Below are 19,584 nucleotides of genomic sequence, written 5' to 3'. Positions count from 1 at the left end.
TTGAGTAAGCGTTTTGCTAAGTTACGAAACATCATAACTCAAAATACATGAATAAGGGCCAAACAAAAAACCCTCACATCACTGTAAGGGTTTTTATATTTAAATCGTTCAAACGATTAGTATCTGTAATACTCAGGCTTAAATGGCCCTTGAACTTCTACACCAATGTAAGCAGCCTGCTCATCATTTAATGTTTCTAATTCAACACCTAATTTAGCTAAGTGTAAAGCTGCTACTTTTTCATCTAAGTGTTTTGGTAACATATACACTTCGTTTTTGTAAGCTGCAGAGTTAGTCCACAATTCTAATTGAGCTAAAGTTTGGTTTGTAAATGAGTTACTCATTACAAAACTTGGGTGACCAGTAGCACAACCTAAGTTAACCAAACGACCTTCGGCAAGGATAAGGATGTCTTTTCCTGCGATAGTATATTTATCAACTTGTGGTTTGATTTCTATTTTAGAAGCACCATGGTTTTTGTTTAACCAAGCCATGTCGATTTCGTTATCAAAGTGACCAATGTTACAAACGATAGTTTTATCTTTCATTTGCTCGAAGTGGCTTCCCATAACGATATCTTTGTTTCCTGTAGTTGTGATGATGATATCAGCATTTCCAACAACAGTGTTTAATTTTTTAACTTCAAAACCATCCATAGCAGCTTGTAAAGCACAGATTGGATCGATTTCAGTTACCGTTACGATAGAACCGGCACCACGGAAAGAAGCCGCAGTTCCTTTACCAACGTCACCATATCCGCAAACTACTACTCTTTTACCAGCCAACATTACATCGGTAGCTCTTCTGATAGCATCAACAGCTGATTCTTTACAACCGTATTTGTTATCGAATTTAGATTTAGTAACTGAGTCGTTTACGTTGATAGCCGGCATGAATAAAGTTCCGTTTTTCATTCTTTCGTATAAACGGTGAACACCAGTTGTAGTTTCTTCTGAAAGACCTTTGATTCCAGGAATCAATTCAGGGTAACGGTCGAATACCATATTTGTCAAATCACCACCATCATCTAATATCATGTTCAATGGTTTTCTGTCTTCACCAAAGAATAATGTTTGCTCAATACACCAGTCAAAAGACTCTTCGTCAAGACCTTTCCAAGCATAAACCTGAATTCCTGCAGCAGCAATAGCAGCAGCAGCCTGATCCTGAGTAGAGAAAATGTTACAAGAAGACCAGGTAACTTCAGCTCCAAGAGCAATTAATGTTTCAATAAGAACAGCCGTTTGAATTGTCATGTGAAGACATCCTGCAATACGAGCTCCTTTTAAAGGTTGGCTTGCACCATATTCAGCACGAAGCGCCATTAATCCCGGCATTTCAGCTTCTGCCAATTCAATTTCTTTTCTTCCCCAAGCTGCAAGTGAAATATCTTTCACTTTAAAAGCTACATAAGGTAATGTTTGTGTACTCATCTATTATGTATATTTGTTTTTTTAATTTCGGTGCAAAATTACAACATAGGTTAGAATTAAAAAAGCGTTTTCTGTTTTTTTATGAATTGTTGAAGCACTTAATTTTCTGAAATACAAACAGATAATTTAAAACCCGAATGCCATTACTAAAAATCATAGCGTTAAATGATTACACTCAATTGTTGGTTTGGAAAATAACCGAAACCTTTGACGAACTTTTTCAGAGTGTTGCGTTGAAAGATGTTTCGCTGGCAAGAGTTGAAGGCATGAAAGCCGAAAGCCATCAAAATGGTTTTTTGAGTGTCAGAAGATTATTGATGGAAGCCGGTTACACCGATTTTGATTTGTACTATGATGAGTTTGGTAAACCACATTTAAAAGATGGCAAACACATTTCAATATCACATTCGAATGACTTTTCGGTGATTGTGTTGAGCAATGTTAATATTGGTGCCGATTTAGAAATCCTAAAAGACAAAACCTTAAAACTGGCGCCGCGTTTTATGGATGTTTCGCATTTGGAAAATCTCTCAAAGGAAGACGAATTGATAAAAGCCACCGTAGTTTGGGGCGTAAAGGAATCGGTTTTTAAAATCAAAAACGAAATCGGTATTAGTTTTAAAGATCACATTTTTGAGGATGATTTTAATTTGGCAGATAAAAAATGCGGAGTCGAACTGCGATTTAACAACAAAGTCGAATACTTTGATATTGTATTCGACTTTATTGAAAATTATGTTTTTGTTTGTGCGTTTAACTCTACATTGGATAAGAGTAAAAAATAAAGAAGGCAGGAAATACTAACTAATTTTACTTTTCGTCATTCAATTCCGATTCTTCTTCATGAAAATTTGAAGATTCATTATTGAAATATTCAACCACATCTTCTTCATCTTTTTGATTTTTCCAAATTAAATAGATAACTAAAGCCAATCCAATAATAACCACTACACCAATAATAATCCAATTTGTTTCCATCTCTTAAATATTTTTAATTGAAGTTAAGATAAATTTATGGATTTCTTATAAACAGCACATTATTAAATCGTTATGTAAGTCTTAAATAACCAACACATTCAGTACAATTGCCAGCAGACTCAATATTACGCTGAAAATGGTCATGTTAAAAACCGTTTTTGGTGTAAGCTGAGCCAAAATCCCAACGTTTACCAATGTACATGTTATTACAACCATTCCCAATTGAATCATTTGTGGAATTGAGTTGCCGTTTTCAAGAATATACATTGCTGCGGCTCCGCCCAAACAGCTTTGCCCAATAATAACCAAGGCTGCAAAACCTACATAACTTTGTTGAAAATCTCCAAGTGTTTTTTGATATAGTGTCATGATATTATGATATTTATGATTTTATAGTACAAAATTACTCCGCTTCTTATCGGTAAAAAATGATATAAATCATGTTTTGGAAAGTTTTCCGTATTTTAAAAAAGGCTTACATTTACGAACCTTAAACCAAAAACAACGTTTATGTTGTATGACCAAATTTTATCGGCAAAAAAAGAAAGCAAAAAACTACTCGCCATTTTAATCGATCCTGATAAAGTAGCTGTGGAAAGCATTTCGGTTTTGGCAAAAAAAATAAAGCAATCACCGGCTACTCATATTTTTGTTGGAGGAAGTTCGTTTGATGGTCATCATTTGGATGAGATTATTATTGAATTAAAATCAAAAACAGATTTACCAATTTTGCTTTTCCCGGGAAATCCATCACAGATTTCGGCTGCAGCTGATGGTATTTTATTTCTGATGCTGCTCTCGGGAAGAAATCCGGATTATTTGGTGGAGCATCAAATTAATGCGGTTCCGATATTGGAAAAAACCAATCTCGAAATCATTTCTACAGGTTATATTTTAATAGAAAGCGGTGGCGAAACAGCCGTTGAACGCGTGAGCAAAACCAAACCATTGTCAAAAGCCAATGCCGAATATGTTGCTCAAACTGCAAAAGCCGGCGAGTTAATTGGTAACAAAATGCTTTATCTCGAAGCGGGAAGCGGCGCACAAAATGCAGTTCCGATGGAAATCATAAAAGAAGTTTCGAATAGAATAGCTGTCCCATTAATTGTTGGTGGCGGAATCCGTTCCAAAAAACAAATCGATGAAGCTTATACTTCCGGTGCCGATTTAGTTGTTATCGGAACGGCGTTTGAAAATGATATAAACTTTTTTGACTAATGTTCGAATTCTTATTCAATCAATATAAAGATTATCCAACCTACGAAATCGTACTGGAAATTACTGCGATAATTTTTGGATTGCTAAGTGTTTGGTATGCCAAAAAAGATAACATTTGGGTTTTTCCAACAGGAATAATCAACACGGCGATTTATGTGTATTTGCTCTGGAAATGGACGTTACTGGGCGACATGATGATTAATTTTTACTATGTGGTGATGAGCATTTATGGCTGGTATCATTGGACACGAAAGAAAGATGATGTAGTCGAATTCCCGATTTCGAGAATGAATGCTTATGAAAAGAAAGTATCAGTGCTCATTTTTGTGTTAACGATAGTTTTTGTGGTCGCGGTTTATAGATTTTTTGGTAAATTTACCCACTGGACATCCTACGTCGATACTTTGGTTACCGGAATTTTCTTTGTTGGAATGTGGCTGATGGCAAGAAGGAAAATTGAGAACTGGATTTTATGGATTATTGGTGATATCATATCCATTCCGATGTATTTTGTCAAAGGATATTCGTTTACGAGTATTCAATATTTAATTTTTACAATAATTGCCATTTTTGGTTATTTAGAATGGAAGAAAACGTTACAACAGAAGATAGTTTAGTAAAACAACACGGTTTTACGGAAGCTGATTTTGCACAAATCAGAGCCTTGGGTATTTCTTTGGATAAAATCGAAGGCGAACTTTTGTTGTTTCAATTGGGAATTCCAAAGATTACACTCGAAAAACCGGCAACGATAAATGATGGAATTGTAAAATTATCAAATGAAGAATTTCAACACTATGCCAATTTTTTTGATACAAAAAAGGATACGTTAAAGCTCAAAAAGTTTGTTCCCGCTTCAGGTGCAGCAAGTAGAATGTTTAAATTTTTAAGTGAGTTTTTGATTGATTTTGACCATGAAAACGAAACAATAAACGCTTATATCAACAGAAAAAAGGACAAAAATTTACCAATATTTCTTGCCGGAATTGAAAAATTCCCATTTTATGAAGCAGTAAAAACCAAATTAAAAGAATTATACAAAGATTACTATTCTTTGGAAAGTCATGAGAAAAGTTATCTTTTTATCAAAGCCATGTTGTCATCCAACTATTTCGATTTTGCGAATAAACCCAAAGGCGTTTTAGATTTTCACAAATACGAAACAGAAATTGTAACGCCGGTTGAAGAACATTTGAACGAATGTGCTTTTTATGCCAGTGCCAATTCAGTTTCGCATTTGCATTTTACGGTTTCTGAAAACCATGAAAATTTATTCCAAAAAATAATAAATGATGTTAAACAGAAAGTTGAAAATAAATCAAATACAAAACTTAACGTAAGCTATTCGTATCAGGATAAAAGCACAGATACTATTGCGGTTACACCAGGCAATGAGCCATTTCGCAATGAAAATAATGAGTTGGTCTTTCGTCCCGGAGGTCATGGCGCCTTGATTAATAATCTGAATAATCTTGACGCTGATGTGCTTTTTATCAAAAATATAGACAATGTAATTCAGAATCATATTCAGGAAATAACCTTGTATAAAAAAGGATTGGCGGGCATTTTACTCGATTTGCAGCAGCAGATTTTCAAAATTCTGAAAGCAGTGGAAAATGATGAAATAGCTGAGAGACACATCCCTGAAATCATTGTGTTCATGGAGCAAAAACTGAACATTGATGTTCTGGAAGATTTCCATAAATATACTATTGAGAACAAATTAGAGTTTATAAAAAACAAATTAAACCGTCCGATTAGAGTTTGCGGCATGGTGAAAAACGAAGGCGAACCTGGTGGCGGACCATTTTGGGTGAGAAGTTATAAAGGCAATGTTTCGCTGCAAATTGTTGAAAGTTCGCAGGTTGATACTCATAATGCCGAGCAGGCAGCAATTTTGGCAAAAGCCACTCATTTTAACCCGGTGGATTTGGTTTGTGCGACTAAAAATTATCGAGGGCAAAAATTTGATTTAACGCAATTTATCGACACGAGTACTGGCTTTATAGTTCATAAAAACAATAAAGGAAAAGACTTAAAAGGCTATGAATTACCCGGACTTTGGAATGGCGCCATGGCAAAATGGATTACCGTTTTTGTTGAAGTTCCGTTGGTTACTTTTAATCCAGTGAAAACCGTAAACGATTTGCTAAAACCTGCACATCAACCCCAAAATGGAAACTGAAAAAATCGTAGCGGAACTAAATTTTAAAGCTGTCAGAAGCTCTGGCCCAGGCGGACAAAATGTAAATAAAGTTTCTTCCAAAATAGTGCTCACTTTTGATTTGAATGCTTCTCAAGCGTTAAACGATGAAGAAAAAACATTGATTGAAACCAAATTAGCGGCCAAACTAACTTCCGAAAATCTGTTGATTTTAAACTGCGACGAAGACAGAAGTCAACTTAAAAACAAAGCTATCGTCACAAAGCGTTTTTTAGACTTAATAGAAAAAGCTTTGATTATTCCTAAAAAAAGAAAGGCAACCAAAGTTCCAAAAGCGGTTGTAGAAAAAAGGCTGAAAGACAAATCTGCTGTTTCAGAAATTAAAGAAAACAGAAAAAAGCCAAAACTTTAAAATTCATAACTCATAACTCATAATTTATAATTATTTTTGCCTCGTCTCAAAAGGGGTGCTCTAAATAACGAGCTGAGATTATACCCAATGAACTTAGAACAGGTAATGCTGTTTAAGGACGGCTGAGCGTTAAGAAAATGTCCAGTGGACATTTTTAGCGAAAGAGCGAGCAGGCGCCGCGGACTTTTTCAACGTTAAGCAAGAGTATCATTTAATTTTTAACAAAGAATAATTACCTCTTTTTATTCGTAAACAATTTACGAATGGAAATTTTATTCAACAAGAGAAACAAGAAGCAAGAAGCAAGACCCGAGGCGAAGCCGAACGGAGCGAAGCTAAACAAGATTGCATTCTATTGTCTTTTCTCTTTTCTCTTTTCTCATGCCTCTTATTCACAGGAAAAAGTACAAGACACAACAAAAGTCAACCAACTCGATGAAGTTTTGGTTTCCGGAGTTCGGGCCAACAAAAAAAATCCGGTTACGTATACCAATGTGACCAAAGAAGAAATCGCTCCGCGAAATCTGGGGCAGGACATTCCAATTTTATTAAACTATTTGCCTTCGGTTGTGACCACAACGGATGCCGGAAATGGCGTTGGTTACACCTATATGCGTGTTCGTGGCGCTGATGGTTCGAGAATTAACGTAACGCTGAACGGAGTTCCGTTTAATGACAGTGAAAGTCAGGGAACTTATTTTGTCGATTTGCCCGATTTTGCCAGTTCTTTAGAAAGTGTTCAGTTGCAGCGAGGCGTTGGAACTTCAACAAATGGCGCTGGTGCTTTTGGCGCGAGTTTAAATATGCAGACCAAATCATTTCAGGAAAAAGCGTATGCGGAAATCTCAAGTTCAGGCGGAAGTTTCGGAACCCGAAAACACACTTTAGCTTTCGGAACCGGCTTGCACGATAACCTCGAAATCAACGGTAGAATTTCACAAATCGCATCTGATGGTTATATCGACAGAGCTTCAACAAATATGTTTGGTTACTTTTTCAATATTAATTATGTAAAAAAATCAACCTCATTACAGTTTATCACTTTTGGTGGAAAGGAAAAAACCTATCAAGCCTGGAACGGGCTAGAAGATCCTTATCTATTAGAAAATAATCGAACATTTAATTCGGTCGGAATGTATACGGATGAAAACGGAAATACAAAATTCTATGACGATGAAACCGATAATTATTGGCAACATCATTTTCAATTGCATTGGTCTGAAAAATGGTCTGAAAAATGGACGTCGAATGTAGCACTTCATTATACTTTAGGAAAAGGATATTACGAACAATACAGAGAAGATGCCGATTTAGCCGATTATAATTTACCTGATTTTGAGGGAAATTCCGTTGCGGATTTAGTAAGACAGAAATGGTTGAAGAATGACTTTTTCGGGACAACATTTTCTTTGAATTATAAGCATAACAAAACCGATATTTTGTTTGGAGGTGCAGCTAACCGATACTTAGGAAAGCATTTTGGAGAAGTGGTTTGGACACAGTTTTATGTTCCAAACGCAAATAAGTATTATGACAATTACGGAAATAAGGACGATGTAAATTTCTATGCAAAAGCATCGCAAACATTCGGAAAGATAAACTTCTTTGCAGATTTGCAGTATCGAATGGTCTTTTACAAAGCAATCAGTGAAGACTTTGCCGATGTAAACGATACGTTCCGATTTTTTAATCCAAAAGCGGGTGCAACGTATCAATTAAATTCCAAAAATGCAATTTATGTTTACGCCGGAATTGCCAATAAAGAACCACGACGCGATGATTACGAAAACGGAAGCATCAAGCCTGAGCGTCTGTTCGATTATGAATTGGGATGGAAATACAATGCTAAAAAAGTAACGGTAAATACGAACGCGTTTTATATGCAGTACAAAAATCAGTTGGTTTTAACCGGCGCATTAAACGATGTAGGTTCGCCTATTTTCACTAATAGCGGTCACAGTTATCGTTACGGAATCGAAATCGAATCGGTAATTAAAGCAATAAAAAAACTGACTTTTCAGCCGAATATTACTTTAAGTCAGAATAAGAATAAAGATTTTTATTTTCAGCGTGATGGCGTTTTGCAGAATTTAGGAAATACCAACATTGCATTTTCTCCGGATATTGTTTTTGGAAATGCCACAACCTATTCGCCTATAAAAAATCTGAATCTGACTTTGTTGAATAAGTTTGTAGGAAAACAATTCATGGGAAATATTGATTCACAGGCATCTGTTTTGAAAGCTTACAATGTGCACGATTTGAATGTAACTTATTTATGGAATATCAATAAGGGAATAAAATCGATTCTTTTTTCAGGATTGGTAAACAATATTTTTGATTACAAATACGAATCGAATGGGTATTTCTATACCTATGATGATGATTTTTCAACGCCCGGAGTTATAACAACTATTGAAGGAACAGGATATTATCCACAGGCAGGAATTAATTTTTTAGCCGGAGCAACACTGAAGTTTTAAAACAAAAAAGCCCTGATTTATCGGGGCTTTTTATTAATTGGTTACATATAAATAACCGCCGCTAACTTCTACACGGTATTGTTTCATTGGATAATGCTGTCCAGGAGATTGCCCTGAAAATAAATTGTAAGTTGTATTATCACACAAACATTTTGCTTCAATGCCTGTAATAGTCATTGGCGAAGTGCAAGTGTTATAGGGTTGGTTCGGACAAGCCAAATCAAAAGCAAGAAAGTTACCGCCGGCATTAAAAACTACAACGCCTCTTGCGCCTGAACCCGGTGAATAATCTACGATATGATTGCTGGCAAATTGTAAATTGCTATAAGCAGGTAAGCTCAAATTCAGTATTAAATTCACCTGATAATTTGGGATATTTGGATTGTTGTTATTGATGCTTCCACCATCACAAGCGAAGATAAAAGGGAAAAACGCCAACAAAACTAAAATCTTATTACTCATGCGCAGTAGTTTGTTTTTTTGGAATTCGTGAATCTTCGATTTCATATTAAAATTATTTAAAATACATAGCGAAACAAATTTAAATTAATTAACTTTGACAAGCGTTAAAAAAACGCCAACAATTTTGAAATAAAATTAAAATAATATCTTTGCAAGATGAAATCCCGTTGCGATGGGATTTTTTCTGTTTATATAAAAAAGGAAATCATGAGTACAGTATCGTATTACACAGCAGAAGGATTAAAGAAATTAAGAGAAGAATTAGATCAATTAAAAAGCATAGAAAGACCTAAAGCTTCACAGGCTATTGCAGAGGCAAGAGACAAAGGCGACTTGTCTGAAAATGCAGAATATGACGCAGCAAAAGAAGCGCAGGGAATGCTTGAAATGAGAATTGCTAAGCTGGAAGAAGTACATTCAAACGCCAGATTAATAGACGAAACACATCTTGATGTTTCAAAAGTTTTGGTTTTATCTAATGTAAAAATTAAAAACCAGGCTAATGGAATGGAGTTGAAATATACTTTAGTTGCAGAAAGCGAAGCGGATTTAAAATCCGGAAAAATTTCTGTTACCTCACCAATTGGTAAAGGATTATTAGGAAAATCGGTTGGACAGGTTGCTGAAATTACCGTTCCAAACGGGAAATTAAACTTTGAAGTTTTGGAGATTTCACGAGATTAAGGATGAGTAGCATTTTCACCAAAATAGTTAACGGAGAAATACCTTGTTATAAAATAGCAGAGGATGAAAACTATTTGGCTTTTTTGGATGTAAATCCGAATGCGAAAGGACACACGCTTTGTATTCCGAAACAGGAAATCGATAAGATTTTTGATATGGATGAGGCATTGTATTTGGGCTTAATGAAATTTTCCAGAAACGTTGCCAAAGCGGTTGAAAAAACTGTGGCTTGTAAACGCATTGGTGTTGCTGTTGTCGGACTTGAAGTACCCCATACACACGTGCATTTAATTCCGTTACACGATATGGACGATATGCGTTTTCAAAGAAAAGTATCGCTAACCAAAGAAGAATTTGAGCAATTGGCTTCGGACATAAGTGCTAATTTGTAGTCAAAATTCACATAAAAATAAGAGAACCCTGCGACTTTTTAAAATTTGGCAGGGTTTTTTATAGGTAAAAAAACCATGAAAAAATATTTATTTCTCATACTGTTTTTCCTTGCACAAATTTCGATTGGGCAAACTGCTCCAAACTATTCCAATGTTGACAACAAAATGGCAGCTATTCCGGAAAATTTAACCGCAACGACATCCGGAATTGCTGATTATATTAATTCAAATTTTACCGCTCAGGATGAAAAAATAAGAGCTATATATTATTGGATAACAACAAACATAAGTTATGATGTTCCGAATATGTATGCGCCAAATAATTTGGATTCACCAGAGGTAAAAATTGCCAACACCTTAAAAACCCGAAAAGGAGTCTGTATTCATTATGCCGAAGTTTTTAATGAGATTGCTACTAAAGTTGGTATCAAAAGCTATATCGTAGGTGGCTACACTAAACAGCTTGACGAAGTCGTAAGTATATCCCACGCATGGAATGTATCGCAAATAGATGGGAAATGGTTTTTGTTTGATGCAACTTGGGGCGCCGGATTTATTGAGGGCAAAAAATTCGCAAAGAAACAAAGCAACACGTATTTTAAAAAAACTCCTGACAGAATGATTGTTAATCACATGCCGTTTGATTATTTATGGCAGCTTCTGAATGAGCCTTTGACTAATAGTGAATTTATAAGCGGAAAATCAGATGCCGGAAAGCCTAAGATAAATTTTGATTACAACGCGGAAATTGAAAAATACGAAAAACTATCTGATACTGATAAAGCTTTTGAAACCTACAAAAGAGTAGAAAAAAATGGTCTTTTAAACAGTGTGATTCGGGATTATTACGATTTAAAAAAGAAAGAGTTCACTGTTTTAAACCAAAATAAAAGTGTCGAAAAACTGATTGAAATTACGGCTAATTTTAATGAAGCAATACGGGATTTAAATGATTTTATATATTTTAGAAATAAAAGATTTAAACCAACTCAATCCGATGAGACACTAAAAAAAATGATGCAGGATGTCCGGGACAAAATGAACAAATGCCAAGACGATGTTTACAAAGTTGGTTCAGTAAGTCCCGAAAACGCGAACAATTTGAACAGCCTGAAAAGAGCTATTTTGGCTGGACTGGAAAAAACCAAAGAAAATGAAGATTTCCTTAAAGAGTATTTGAGTAAAGGCTCTTTGGGAAGAAAAATGATGTTTACGAACTTCAAATAGTTATCCTTTTTTAAAAGAAATCTGTATCGTTGTTCCTTTTCCAATTTCAGAATGCAGGACTTTTATTTTTCCTTTGTGGTATTCTTCCACGATACGTTTCGTCAGAGACAAACCCAATCCCCAACCACGCTTTTTTGTAGTAAATCCAGGTTCAAAGATGCGTTTGAATTGGTTTTTCGGAATGCCTTTTCCGGTATCGGAAACTAAAATTTTAACCAAATTATTTTCATTTTCAATCACTACCGATATTTTGCCTTTGCCTTTCATAGCATCAATAGCGTTTTTGACTAAGTTTTCTACGGTCCAACTATGAAGTGCCGGATTTACAGAAACCATAATAGGTCTTTTGGGAGCATTAAAGGAAAATTCGACTTGTTTTGAAAACCGCGATTTTAGATAATCAAAAGATTGTTCTGTTTCAGCAATAATATTCAGGCGTTCCAAAATAGGTTCAGAGCCAATTTTTGAAAATCGATCCGTGATGGTCTGCAATCGGTTGACGTCTTTTTCAATTTCGGCTATAGTTGTTTCGTCTACGTTATCGGCTTTCATGATTTCCAACCAACCAATTAAGGATGATAATGGCGTCCCAATCTGGTGTGCGGTTTCTTTCGCCATTCCAGCCCAAAGTTTGTTTTGGGTTGCCATTTTGGTGCTACGGTAAAAGTTGTAAACCAAAGCGCCAAAGAGGAAAATAATCAATAGTAAGGCTATAGGATAATATTTTAGTTTATTGAGTAACGATGAGTTGCCATAGTATAAATACTGAACTTGTTCAGGTCCAATTCTTATAACAATAGGATCATTCTGTTTTTTTAATTTTTCCAAAAAATCAGCCAGTTTAGCTTTCTCCTTTATAATGCTCTCATCAATATTGGCGGTATTGATAATGACATTTTTTTCGGTTAAGATGATAGGAATGGTTTTGTTATTACTGATCACTTGTCTGGGAAGTTCTACATCATCCTGTAAAGGATCAGCGTTGAGCAAAGTCTTTAAGCTTTCAGCCCAAACTTCCATTTTTACACGTTCATCGTTTTTAAAGATTTGAAAAAAAGAATAGGTATTCCACAATATTAAAATCACAATGACAAAGGAAGCCATAATGATAATCCAACGGGTAAGGTTTCGTTTTTCGGAAAACTGCATTGACAAATTTTTTATAAATATAATTAAAACTATTAAAGATTAAACTTATTACATTTGTAAAAAACAGCAAAACACAATGCTCAGTTTCGAACCTCACACACTTTCTCCCGTGCAATTACAAAGCTATTTACAAAGCGCGGTAGCACCAAGACCAATTGCTTTTGCGAGTACGATGGATAAGCATGGAAAGCCCAATTTGTCGCCTTTTAGTTTCTTTAATGTGTTTAGTTCTAATCCGCCAATTTTGGTTTTTTCGCCTGCACGACGCGTTAGAAATAATACAACTAAACATACACTCGAAAACTGCCAGGCAACCAAACAGGTTGTCATAAATGTGGTGAATTATGACATAGTGCAACAAGCCTCATTATCGAGTACCGAATATCCGGATGGAGTAAATGAATTTCTGAAATCAGGTTTGACGATGTTGCCTTCGGATATGGTAAAGCCTTATCGTGTGGCTGAAAGTCCGGTGCAATTAGAATGCAAAGTCAACGAAATTATTGCTCTCGGAAATCAAGGCGGTGCCGGAAATTTAATTATTTGTGAAGTCTTAAAAATTCACATTCACGAAAACATATTGGATGACAAAAATATGATAGACCAAAGCAAAATTGATTTGGTTTCCCGTCTGGGCGGTAATTGGTATTCGCGTTCCAATCAAGGTTTGTTTGAAGTCGAAAAACCCTTGACAACACTGGGAATCGGAGTAGATGAAATTCCCGAATTTATCAAAAAAAGTCCTGTTTTTGATGGGAATGATTTGGGTAAATTAGGTAACGTAGAAGCATTGCCAACACAAGAAGAAATTACTATATTTGTAAAGCAAAATTTTGCGGTCAAAGGTGTTTTGAGTTCGGATGATGAAATGAAAATCCACCAAAAAGCAAAAGAATATTTAAACAATAATGACGCACTTTCGGCTTGGAAAGTGCTTTTAGCAAAACAATAATTATGGAAGTTACAGGAAAAATTAAGGTAATCAATGCAGAGCAACAAGTTTCGGCTTCATTCAAAAAAAGAGAATTGGTTGTAGCAACAGAAGAGCAGTATCCACAATTTATCAGCATCAACTTTGTGCAGGATAAATGTGATTTGTTGAACAATTACAATGTGGGTGATACAGTAAAAGTGTCAATCAATTTAAGAGGAAGAGAATGGGTAAACCCACAAGGAGAAACCAAATATTTCAACGATATTCAGGGCTGGAGAGTTGAAAAACTACAAGCAGAAGCACCAGCAGCAGGAATGGCTCCAATGCCACCAGCTGAAGCATTTGCACCGGCAACCAACTTCAACGAAGAAGAGCACGACGATTTACCTTTCTAGAAAAAGAAGAAAGAAAAAGAAGAAAGACCATTCTAACATTTAATTGTATGAATGGTTTTTTCATTTAATCTTTTCTCTTGCTTCTTGCTTCTTTTCTCTAATTTTCTAAAAATGTATTTTTTAACTAAAGAACTCTATTTCCCATCTGTTGACGAAACTTCCATAGAAGGCGTTCTTGCTATTGGTGGCGATTTGTCTGTTGAGCGATTGTTACTTGCTTACCGAAGTGGAATTTTCCCTTGGTTTAATGAAGATGATCCCATATTGTGGTGGTCGCCTCCGGAAAGAATGGTGGTTGCTCCGTCTATTTATAAAGTTTCGAAAAGCATCCGGAATCTGCTCAATCAAAATAAATTTCAGGTTACTTTTAATCAAAACTTCAATGAAGTAATTCTAGGCTGTCAGCAAATTGAACGTCCAGGTCAGGAAGGAACATGGCTTTCTGATGATTTTGTGGAATCGTATTCCAAACTCCATGAAATGGGAATCGCAAAATCGGTTGAGGTTTGGCAAAATGAAGAACTCGTTGGCGGTTTATACGGTGTTGATTTAGGACATATTTTCTGTGGGGAAAGCATGTTCTCCAAAGTACCTAATGCGAGTAAAGTTGCGTTTGTAACGTTGATTAATTATTTAAAAGAAAACAATTATAAACTCTTGGATTGCCAGGTTCACAATGACCATCTTGAAAAACTTGGTGCTTTTGAGGTTTCGAGAGAAACGTTTATGAAGGTATTGAAATCTGAGGAAATTAATTTCGCTTCCAACAAGCTGAAACATGGTCATTAACCATTCCGGTTGCCTGCATATGTGCATAAACAACAGTTGAGCCCACAAATTTAAATCCGCGTTTTTTTAAATCTTTGCTAATTTCATCCGAAAGTGGCGTCGTAGCTTTAATATCACTCATTTTTTGGATGTTATTATCAATAGGTTTTCCGCCTGTAAAACCCCAAATGTATTTGGAGAAACTTCCAAATTCTTTCTGCACTTCCATAAAAGCAACAGCATTAGAAATCGTCGCTTTTATTTTTAAGCCGTTGCGAATTATGCCTGCATCCTGCATTAATTTTTCAACTTCTTTATCACCATATTGGGCAACTTTCTTATAATCGAAATGATCAAAAGCGTTACGAAAGTTATCTCTTTTTTTCAAAATCGTATACCAACTCAGTCCAGCCTGAAAAGTCTCTAAAACCAAAAATTCAAACAGTTTGTCATCGTCATAAACCGGATTTCCCCATTCGTTATCGTGGTAATCTCTATATAAATCGTCTTTTTCGCACCAGGCGCAACGTATTTTATTTTCCATGCTGTTAATTTTCTTTTCAAATTTATAAAAAAAACGCTTCCACTGTTTGAACATAGCGAGCGCTTAAAACTAAAAAATAAGATTTATATCCAACCTTCTTTAATGACTTTTCCCGCCAGATCGAGTGTCGTTTTGGCATCAGCCTTCCGGAGGATGTTTTTTCGGTGAGAATTTACAGTGTATGGACTTATATATAATTCCAGGGCAATCTCCTTGGTTGTCTTGCCTTCAATGATAAGCTTCATAATCTCACGCTCCCTTTTTGTAAATAGGCTGTATGATTTAGTGAAGACTTCCGTATCCTGAATGTTATAATAAGAAGGTTCGTCATCCAGACCTATGATTGAAAAGCTGGGAATGCCATCACGTTTGATGTGGGATATGTCAGTATGCAGTACAAGGCTTCTGTAATAATTGTTCTCATCGTATTCTAAAGGGACAATTTGATGCAACAGCCGTACATATTTATTGCTTTTAGTTTTTACTCTATAATCATGCTGGTACTTGTAGTTGCCTCTTTTTTCTACAGGTAATTGGTTGAAAAACTCAGCTAATCTATTCTCAAAATTCAAAAAATAAATCTTGTCGTCAGGATGAATCCTATCCAGAAAAAACATAGTATTTATCTCGTGAGGTTCATATTCTAAAACACTCAATATTTCGGGACTTACAAATTCCAGCTCCAAGTCAAAAACGTTAAAAACCATGTAATAATGCCGGCCAGCCTGAAAAATATTTAGTAGTCTTTTATGAAGTTCAAGTGACAGTTCTAGCTCTTTTGTGTTGGGGCTATCTGTTTTTACAACGGTTCCCCATATTTTTTTAGCAGTGAGGTAGAAGTCGGAAGCAGGTTTTTTCATGTCACAAGAGTAGATTTTGGCTCAGTCTAATATTGTATAAATCTAGTTTAAAATTGTTTATCAAAAACAGACACTCGATAAATAGTTCATAAATCTGACAAATTACAATATTGTTTATTTTTCGCGTATGTATTTTTCAATCAGTGAATGTCCTAAATAAATCATCGGTGTCATTAAAACTGCAATCGCCAATTTTACACTATAGCCCGTCATTGCCGAAAGGAAAAATGTTTTTGTATCCATAATTCCTGGTAACCAAAACGCAATTCCCAAAACAATAAAACTATCAAACAATTGTGAAATCACTGTTGAACCGGTACTTCGCAGCCAAATCATTTTTTGTCCCGTTTTCCTTTTGAAAAAATGAAAAATGCTGACGTCAATCAATTGTGAAATCAAAAAGGCTGTAATGCTTCCCACAATTATCAATTGGCTTTGTCCAAAAACGGCATTAAACTGTGAAGTTGAAACCGTACTTATGCCTGTTGATGGAATTTTCATCGCAAAAAACAAAACGATAAAAGTATAGGCAATCAAACAGGCCGTGATTATCGAAAGTTTGCGAACGCCTTTTTCACCAAAATATTCATTGATTAAATCGGTAGTGACAAAAACAATTGGCCACGGTAAAATGCCGATACTCATTACGGCTGGCCCAACATCAATTAGCTTTCCGCCTATAAGTTCGGCCACGACAGCATTGGTAATAAATATTCCGGCAAGAATGACATACACAATGTCTTTTCTGGATTGAAACATAGGCTTGCTTTTTTCTCAAATTTATGCAATTTTGGTTAATGATTATTATGTAAAGAGATGAATTGTTTTTTCACTACTTTTGGTGGAAACAAACAAATAAATAATGAAAAAAATAATTTTAACATTGATTATGATTGCCCCGACAGTTATGGTAAATGCACAAACAAATCGAAATTCCTTTTTAAACGATTGGACCGGACCTTATGGTGGTGTTCCTGCATTTACAGATTATAAACTACAGGATTTAAAGCCTGCACTTGAATTTGCCATTCAGGATAAATTGAATGAAATTAAAAAAATCGCCAACAATCCAAAACCGGCAACGTTTACTAACACCATTGTGGCATTGGAAAAAGCAGGTAAAAGGTATAGTCAGATTTATGCTGTTTTTGGAATTTACAGTTCCAATATGAACAGTCCGGAATTTGAGCCTATCGAAACCGAAATGACGCCTAAGATGTATGAACTCAACAATAAAATTTATCAAAACGCGAAATTGTTCGACAGAATATCAAAAGTTTACAATTCTCCAAATAAGAAAAAACTAACCAAAGAACAACAACGATTGGTTTGGTTTTATTACTCCAATTTTGTTCGCGAAGGTGCCAAAGCAACTGCAAAAAGCAAAACAAGAATTGCTGCAATCAATCAGGAATTAGCTGGTTTGTTTACCAAATTTAGCCAAAATCAATTGGCAGACGAGAGCAATTATTATTTGGAATTAAAAACTGAAGCTGATTTTGATGGTTTGCCGGAAGAATTGAAAAATGCTGCGATAGCTGATGCTAAAGACAGAAAGCTTAACGTTATGGGTTGTATTGCAAATACGCGTTCGTCTATAGAGCCGTTTTTGACGTTTTCAAACCGTAGAGATTTAAGACAAAAAGCGTTTCAGATATTTACCAGTCGTGGCGATAATGATAATGCCAATAATAATAATGCTACTTTAGTTCAAATTTTAAAACTGCGTGCAGAGAAAACCAAATTATTGGGCTTTAAAACTTTTGCTGATTGGAGTTTGTCAAACACTATGGCGCAGAAACCTCAAAAAACGCTAGATTTAATGATGTCTGTTTGGACACCGGCAGTTGAAAAAGTGCATACGGATGTTGCCGATATGCAAAACATGGTTGATATCGAAGGAGGAAATTTCAAAATTGCTGCCTGGGATTATCGTTATTATTCAGAAAAAGTTAGAAAAGCAAAATACGATTTAGACCAAAATGATTTAAAACCTTATTTGCAATTGGAGAAATTGCGTGAAGGAATGTTTTGGGTTGCCGGAGAGATTTTTCATTTAGGATTTAAACAAATTAGCAATGTTCCTGTTTTCCATTCAGATGTGAGAGTTTGGGAAGTTTATAATAAGGACACCAAAAAAATTGTTGGTCTTTGGTACTTCGACCCTTATGCGCGTAAAGGAAAACGTTCCGGCGCATGGATGAATGCTACCAGAGAGCAAAGCAGAGTGAATGGAGATGTGATTACAATTGTATCCAACAACTGCAATTTCATTAAAGGAAAAGATGGCGAGCCAATATTGATTTCATGGGAAGATGCCAGTACCTTATTCCATGAATTCGGGCATGCTTTACACGGGTTGAATTCGGATGTGACGTATCCAAGTTTATCGGGAACCAACACGCCGAGAGATTATGTTGAGTTTCCTTCACAGGTTATGGAACGTTGGTTGAGTACACCACAAGTATTGAATCAATTTGCTTTGCATTACAAAACTGGCGAACCAATGCCAATGGCTTTGGTAGAAAGAAATGACAGAGCTTCAACTTTTAACGAAGCGTTTTCTACTGTAGAAACGATTGCAAGTGCTTTGGTTGATATGAAATTACACTTGTTAGAAAACCCGGATATTAATCCAAAAGAATTTGAAAAAATAACCTTGACAGAACTCAAGATGCCAAAAGAAATAGTGATGCGTCACCGTATTCCACAGTTTGGCCATATCTTTTCTGACGATGCTTATGCTGCTGGTTATTATGGTTATTTGTGGGCTGATGCTATCAGTGCGGATGCGACAGAAGCCTTTACCGAAACCAAAGACGGTTTGTATGATAAAGCAGTTGCCAAAAGATTACATGATTATGTGTTCAGTATTGGAAACACGATTGATCCTGCCATTGCGTATAAAAAATTCCGCGGCAGAGATGTGAATACGGATGCTTTGATGCGTGCAAGAGGATTTGAAGTTCAGAAGAAATAATAAAACCCGAGCCGAAGGCGAACGGAGCGAAGCTAAACAAAAAACCCGATTCATTTGAATCGGGTTTTTTGTTTTCAACTTGGTATAATGTAACCAGTCAGATCCCGTTAGGGATTAAATTCGGGTAGAAATTGGATGGCGTAATTAAAGCAATCCCTTTAGGGATGATATCTTGCCAGAAGAATGTTTTGATTTCGTTGAACCAATGAAAATTATATCATCCCTAAAGGGATTTTATTGCTTTGCTAAATTTTTCTACCAATATCAAATCCCTACCGGGATTTTTCTTGTGAAAACCTTGCGTGTCTTTAGCCCCGATGATTTGATATTAAGAGGAGGACAGCCAGTGGCTGTCAGGTATTTTGCAGAAGTCTATTCTAGCCCCGATGGAAGTGGAAATCCTGACATTGCGTTGAACAATTATGATGAGATTGCTTCGTTCCTCGCAATGACAGATTGCAACGGACAGCGGGAAGAGAAGTGAGAAGAAAACTAAACGTG

22 protein-coding genes are annotated in these 19,584 nt (G+C 35.7%); 14 read left to right on the top strand and 8 right to left on the bottom strand.

The features are described 5' to 3' along the window. Nucleotides 1-116: 116 nt before the first annotated feature. Nucleotides 117-1,433, bottom strand: coding sequence for an adenosylhomocysteinase (ahcY, locus tag GS03_RS01855; RefSeq protein WP_136150876.1), 1,317 nt, complete (start codon nucleotides 1,431-1,433; stop codon nucleotides 117-119). Between the two features lie 137 nt (nucleotides 1,434-1,570). On the opposite strand from ahcY, the gene GS03_RS01850 reads away from it, so the two are divergent. Beyond that, nucleotides 1,571-2,218: a 4'-phosphopantetheinyl transferase family protein gene (locus GS03_RS01850; protein WP_136150875.1), complete on the top strand. Its 648-nt coding sequence runs from the start codon at nucleotides 1,571-1,573 to the stop codon at nucleotides 2,216-2,218. A 25-nt stretch (nucleotides 2,219-2,243) separates the two neighbouring features. Here GS03_RS01850 and GS03_RS13335 read toward each other — a convergent pair whose 3' ends face one another. Both GS03_RS13335 and GS03_RS01845 read right to left on the bottom strand, forming a co-directional pair. Next, complete coding sequence (locus tag GS03_RS13335; protein WP_168710249.1) at nucleotides 2,244-2,411, bottom strand: hypothetical protein; 168 nt, start codon at nucleotides 2,409-2,411, stop codon at nucleotides 2,244-2,246. Nucleotides 2,412-2,492: 81 nt separating this feature from the next. Then, nucleotides 2,493-2,780: a hypothetical protein gene (locus tag GS03_RS01845; protein ID WP_136150874.1), complete on the bottom strand. Its 288-nt coding sequence runs from the start codon at nucleotides 2,778-2,780 to the stop codon at nucleotides 2,493-2,495. A gap of 141 nt (nucleotides 2,781-2,921) precedes the next feature. On the opposite strand from GS03_RS01845, the gene GS03_RS01840 reads away from it, so the two are divergent. The 5 genes from GS03_RS01840 to GS03_RS01820 all read left to right on the top strand — a co-directional run bounded on the left by GS03_RS01840 (nucleotide 2,922) and on the right by GS03_RS01820 (nucleotide 8,688). Continuing rightward, nucleotides 2,922-3,629: a geranylgeranylglyceryl/heptaprenylglyceryl phosphate synthase gene (locus GS03_RS01840; protein ID WP_136150873.1), complete on the top strand. Its 708-nt coding sequence runs from the start codon at nucleotides 2,922-2,924 to the stop codon at nucleotides 3,627-3,629. After that, nucleotides 3,629-4,246: a nicotinamide riboside transporter PnuC gene (gene pnuC / locus GS03_RS01835; RefSeq protein ID WP_136150872.1), complete on the top strand. Its 618-nt coding sequence runs from the start codon at nucleotides 3,629-3,631 to the stop codon at nucleotides 4,244-4,246. Before GS03_RS01840 ends, pnuC begins: the two co-directional genes overlap by 1 nt. Further along, nucleotides 4,213-5,814 carry a DUF4301 family protein gene (locus GS03_RS01830; protein WP_136150871.1) on the top strand — a complete coding sequence of 534 codons (1,602 nt, stop codon included), beginning with the start codon at nucleotides 4,213-4,215 and terminating at the stop codon, nucleotides 5,812-5,814. The genes pnuC and GS03_RS01830 overlap by 34 nt, the downstream gene beginning before the upstream one ends. Next, the gene (arfB, locus tag GS03_RS01825) at nucleotides 5,804-6,205 is read left to right on the top strand and encodes an alternative ribosome rescue aminoacyl-tRNA hydrolase ArfB (RefSeq protein WP_136150870.1); all 402 of its coding nucleotides are present in this window, start codon (nucleotides 5,804-5,806) and stop codon (nucleotides 6,203-6,205) included. The genes GS03_RS01830 and arfB overlap by 11 nt, the downstream gene beginning before the upstream one ends. 263 nt (nucleotides 6,206-6,468) lie before the next feature. Next, a complete protein-coding gene (locus tag GS03_RS01820) occupies nucleotides 6,469-8,688 on the top strand; it encodes a TonB-dependent receptor (protein WP_136150869.1) in 2,220 nt (739 codons plus the stop codon). Nucleotides 8,689-8,721: 33 nt separating this feature from the next. On the opposite strand, the gene GS03_RS01815 is transcribed toward GS03_RS01820, so the two are convergent. Beyond that, nucleotides 8,722-9,195: a Rieske (2Fe-2S) protein gene (locus GS03_RS01815; RefSeq protein ID WP_246034129.1), complete on the bottom strand. Its 474-nt coding sequence runs from the start codon at nucleotides 9,193-9,195 to the stop codon at nucleotides 8,722-8,724. Between the two features lie 162 nt (nucleotides 9,196-9,357). Here GS03_RS01815 and greA point away from each other — a divergent pair, with 162 nt between their 5' ends. The 3 genes from greA (at nucleotide 9,358) to GS03_RS01800 (ending at nucleotide 11,453) form a co-directional block, all read left to right on the top strand. Further along, nucleotides 9,358-9,834: a transcription elongation factor GreA gene (gene greA, locus GS03_RS01810; RefSeq protein WP_136150868.1), complete on the top strand. Its 477-nt coding sequence runs from the start codon at nucleotides 9,358-9,360 to the stop codon at nucleotides 9,832-9,834. 2 nt (nucleotides 9,835-9,836) lie between these two features. Next, nucleotides 9,837-10,226 carry an HIT family protein gene (locus GS03_RS01805; protein WP_136150867.1) on the top strand — a complete coding sequence of 130 codons (390 nt, stop codon included), beginning with the start codon at nucleotides 9,837-9,839 and terminating at the stop codon, nucleotides 10,224-10,226. A 75-nt stretch (nucleotides 10,227-10,301) separates the two neighbouring features. After that, entirely contained in the window at nucleotides 10,302-11,453 is a 1,152-nt protein-coding gene (locus tag GS03_RS01800; RefSeq protein ID WP_136150866.1) for a transglutaminase domain-containing protein, read from the top strand. Here the strand turns inward: GS03_RS01800 and GS03_RS01795 are convergent, their stop codons facing one another. Next, nucleotides 11,454-12,602 carry a sensor histidine kinase gene (locus GS03_RS01795; protein WP_136150865.1) on the bottom strand — a complete coding sequence of 383 codons (1,149 nt, stop codon included), beginning with the start codon at nucleotides 12,600-12,602 and terminating at the stop codon, nucleotides 11,454-11,456. It lies immediately after the preceding gene. A gap of 76 nt (nucleotides 12,603-12,678) precedes the next feature. On the opposite strand from GS03_RS01795, the gene GS03_RS01790 reads away from it, so the two are divergent. The 3 genes from GS03_RS01790 (at nucleotide 12,679) to aat (ending at nucleotide 14,720) form a co-directional block, all read left to right on the top strand. Continuing rightward, a complete protein-coding gene (locus GS03_RS01790) occupies nucleotides 12,679-13,554 on the top strand; it encodes a flavin reductase family protein (RefSeq protein ID WP_136150864.1) in 876 nt (291 codons plus the stop codon). Between the two features lie 2 nt (nucleotides 13,555-13,556). Then, entirely contained in the window at nucleotides 13,557-13,931 is a 375-nt protein-coding gene (locus GS03_RS01785; RefSeq protein WP_136150863.1) for a DUF3127 domain-containing protein, read from the top strand. Between the two features lie 111 nt (nucleotides 13,932-14,042). Then, nucleotides 14,043-14,720 carry a leucyl/phenylalanyl-tRNA--protein transferase gene (gene aat / locus GS03_RS01780; protein WP_136150862.1) on the top strand — a complete coding sequence of 226 codons (678 nt, stop codon included), beginning with the start codon at nucleotides 14,043-14,045 and terminating at the stop codon, nucleotides 14,718-14,720. On the opposite strand, the gene GS03_RS01775 is transcribed toward aat, so the two are convergent. From GS03_RS01775 to GS03_RS01765, 3 genes are all read right to left on the bottom strand, one after another. Then, complete coding sequence (locus GS03_RS01775) at nucleotides 14,683-15,243, bottom strand: DNA-3-methyladenine glycosylase I (RefSeq protein ID WP_136150861.1); 561 nt, start codon at nucleotides 15,241-15,243, stop codon at nucleotides 14,683-14,685. The two genes, aat and GS03_RS01775, sit on opposite strands and share 38 nt — an antisense overlap. Nucleotides 15,244-15,326: 83 nt before the next feature. Next, nucleotides 15,327-16,103 (bottom strand): LuxR family transcriptional regulator, encoded by a 777-nt coding sequence (locus tag GS03_RS01770; protein ID WP_246034126.1) that lies wholly within the window; start codon nucleotides 16,101-16,103, stop codon nucleotides 15,327-15,329. 114 nt (nucleotides 16,104-16,217) lie between these two features. Continuing rightward, entirely contained in the window at nucleotides 16,218-16,862 is a 645-nt protein-coding gene (locus GS03_RS01765; RefSeq protein ID WP_136150860.1) for a queuosine precursor transporter, read from the bottom strand. A gap of 103 nt (nucleotides 16,863-16,965) precedes the next feature. Between GS03_RS01765 and GS03_RS01760 the strand changes: the two genes are divergently transcribed. Next, entirely contained in the window at nucleotides 16,966-19,083 is a 2,118-nt protein-coding gene (locus GS03_RS01760) for a M3 family metallopeptidase (RefSeq protein WP_136150859.1), read from the top strand. A gap of 298 nt (nucleotides 19,084-19,381) precedes the next feature. Further along, on the top strand, nucleotides 19,382-19,567 hold the full coding sequence (locus GS03_RS01755; RefSeq protein ID WP_136150858.1) for a hypothetical protein: 186 nt from the start codon (nucleotides 19,382-19,384) through the stop codon (nucleotides 19,565-19,567). Nucleotides 19,568-19,584: the final 17 nt, after the last annotated feature.

The organism is Flavobacterium sangjuense (assembly GCF_004797125.1).
Classification (GTDB): Bacteria; Bacteroidota; Bacteroidia; order Flavobacteriales; family Flavobacteriaceae; genus Flavobacterium; species Flavobacterium sangjuense.
Note: the sequence above shows the minus strand (reverse complement) of the source record. Positions and strands in the feature narration are given on the sequence as shown.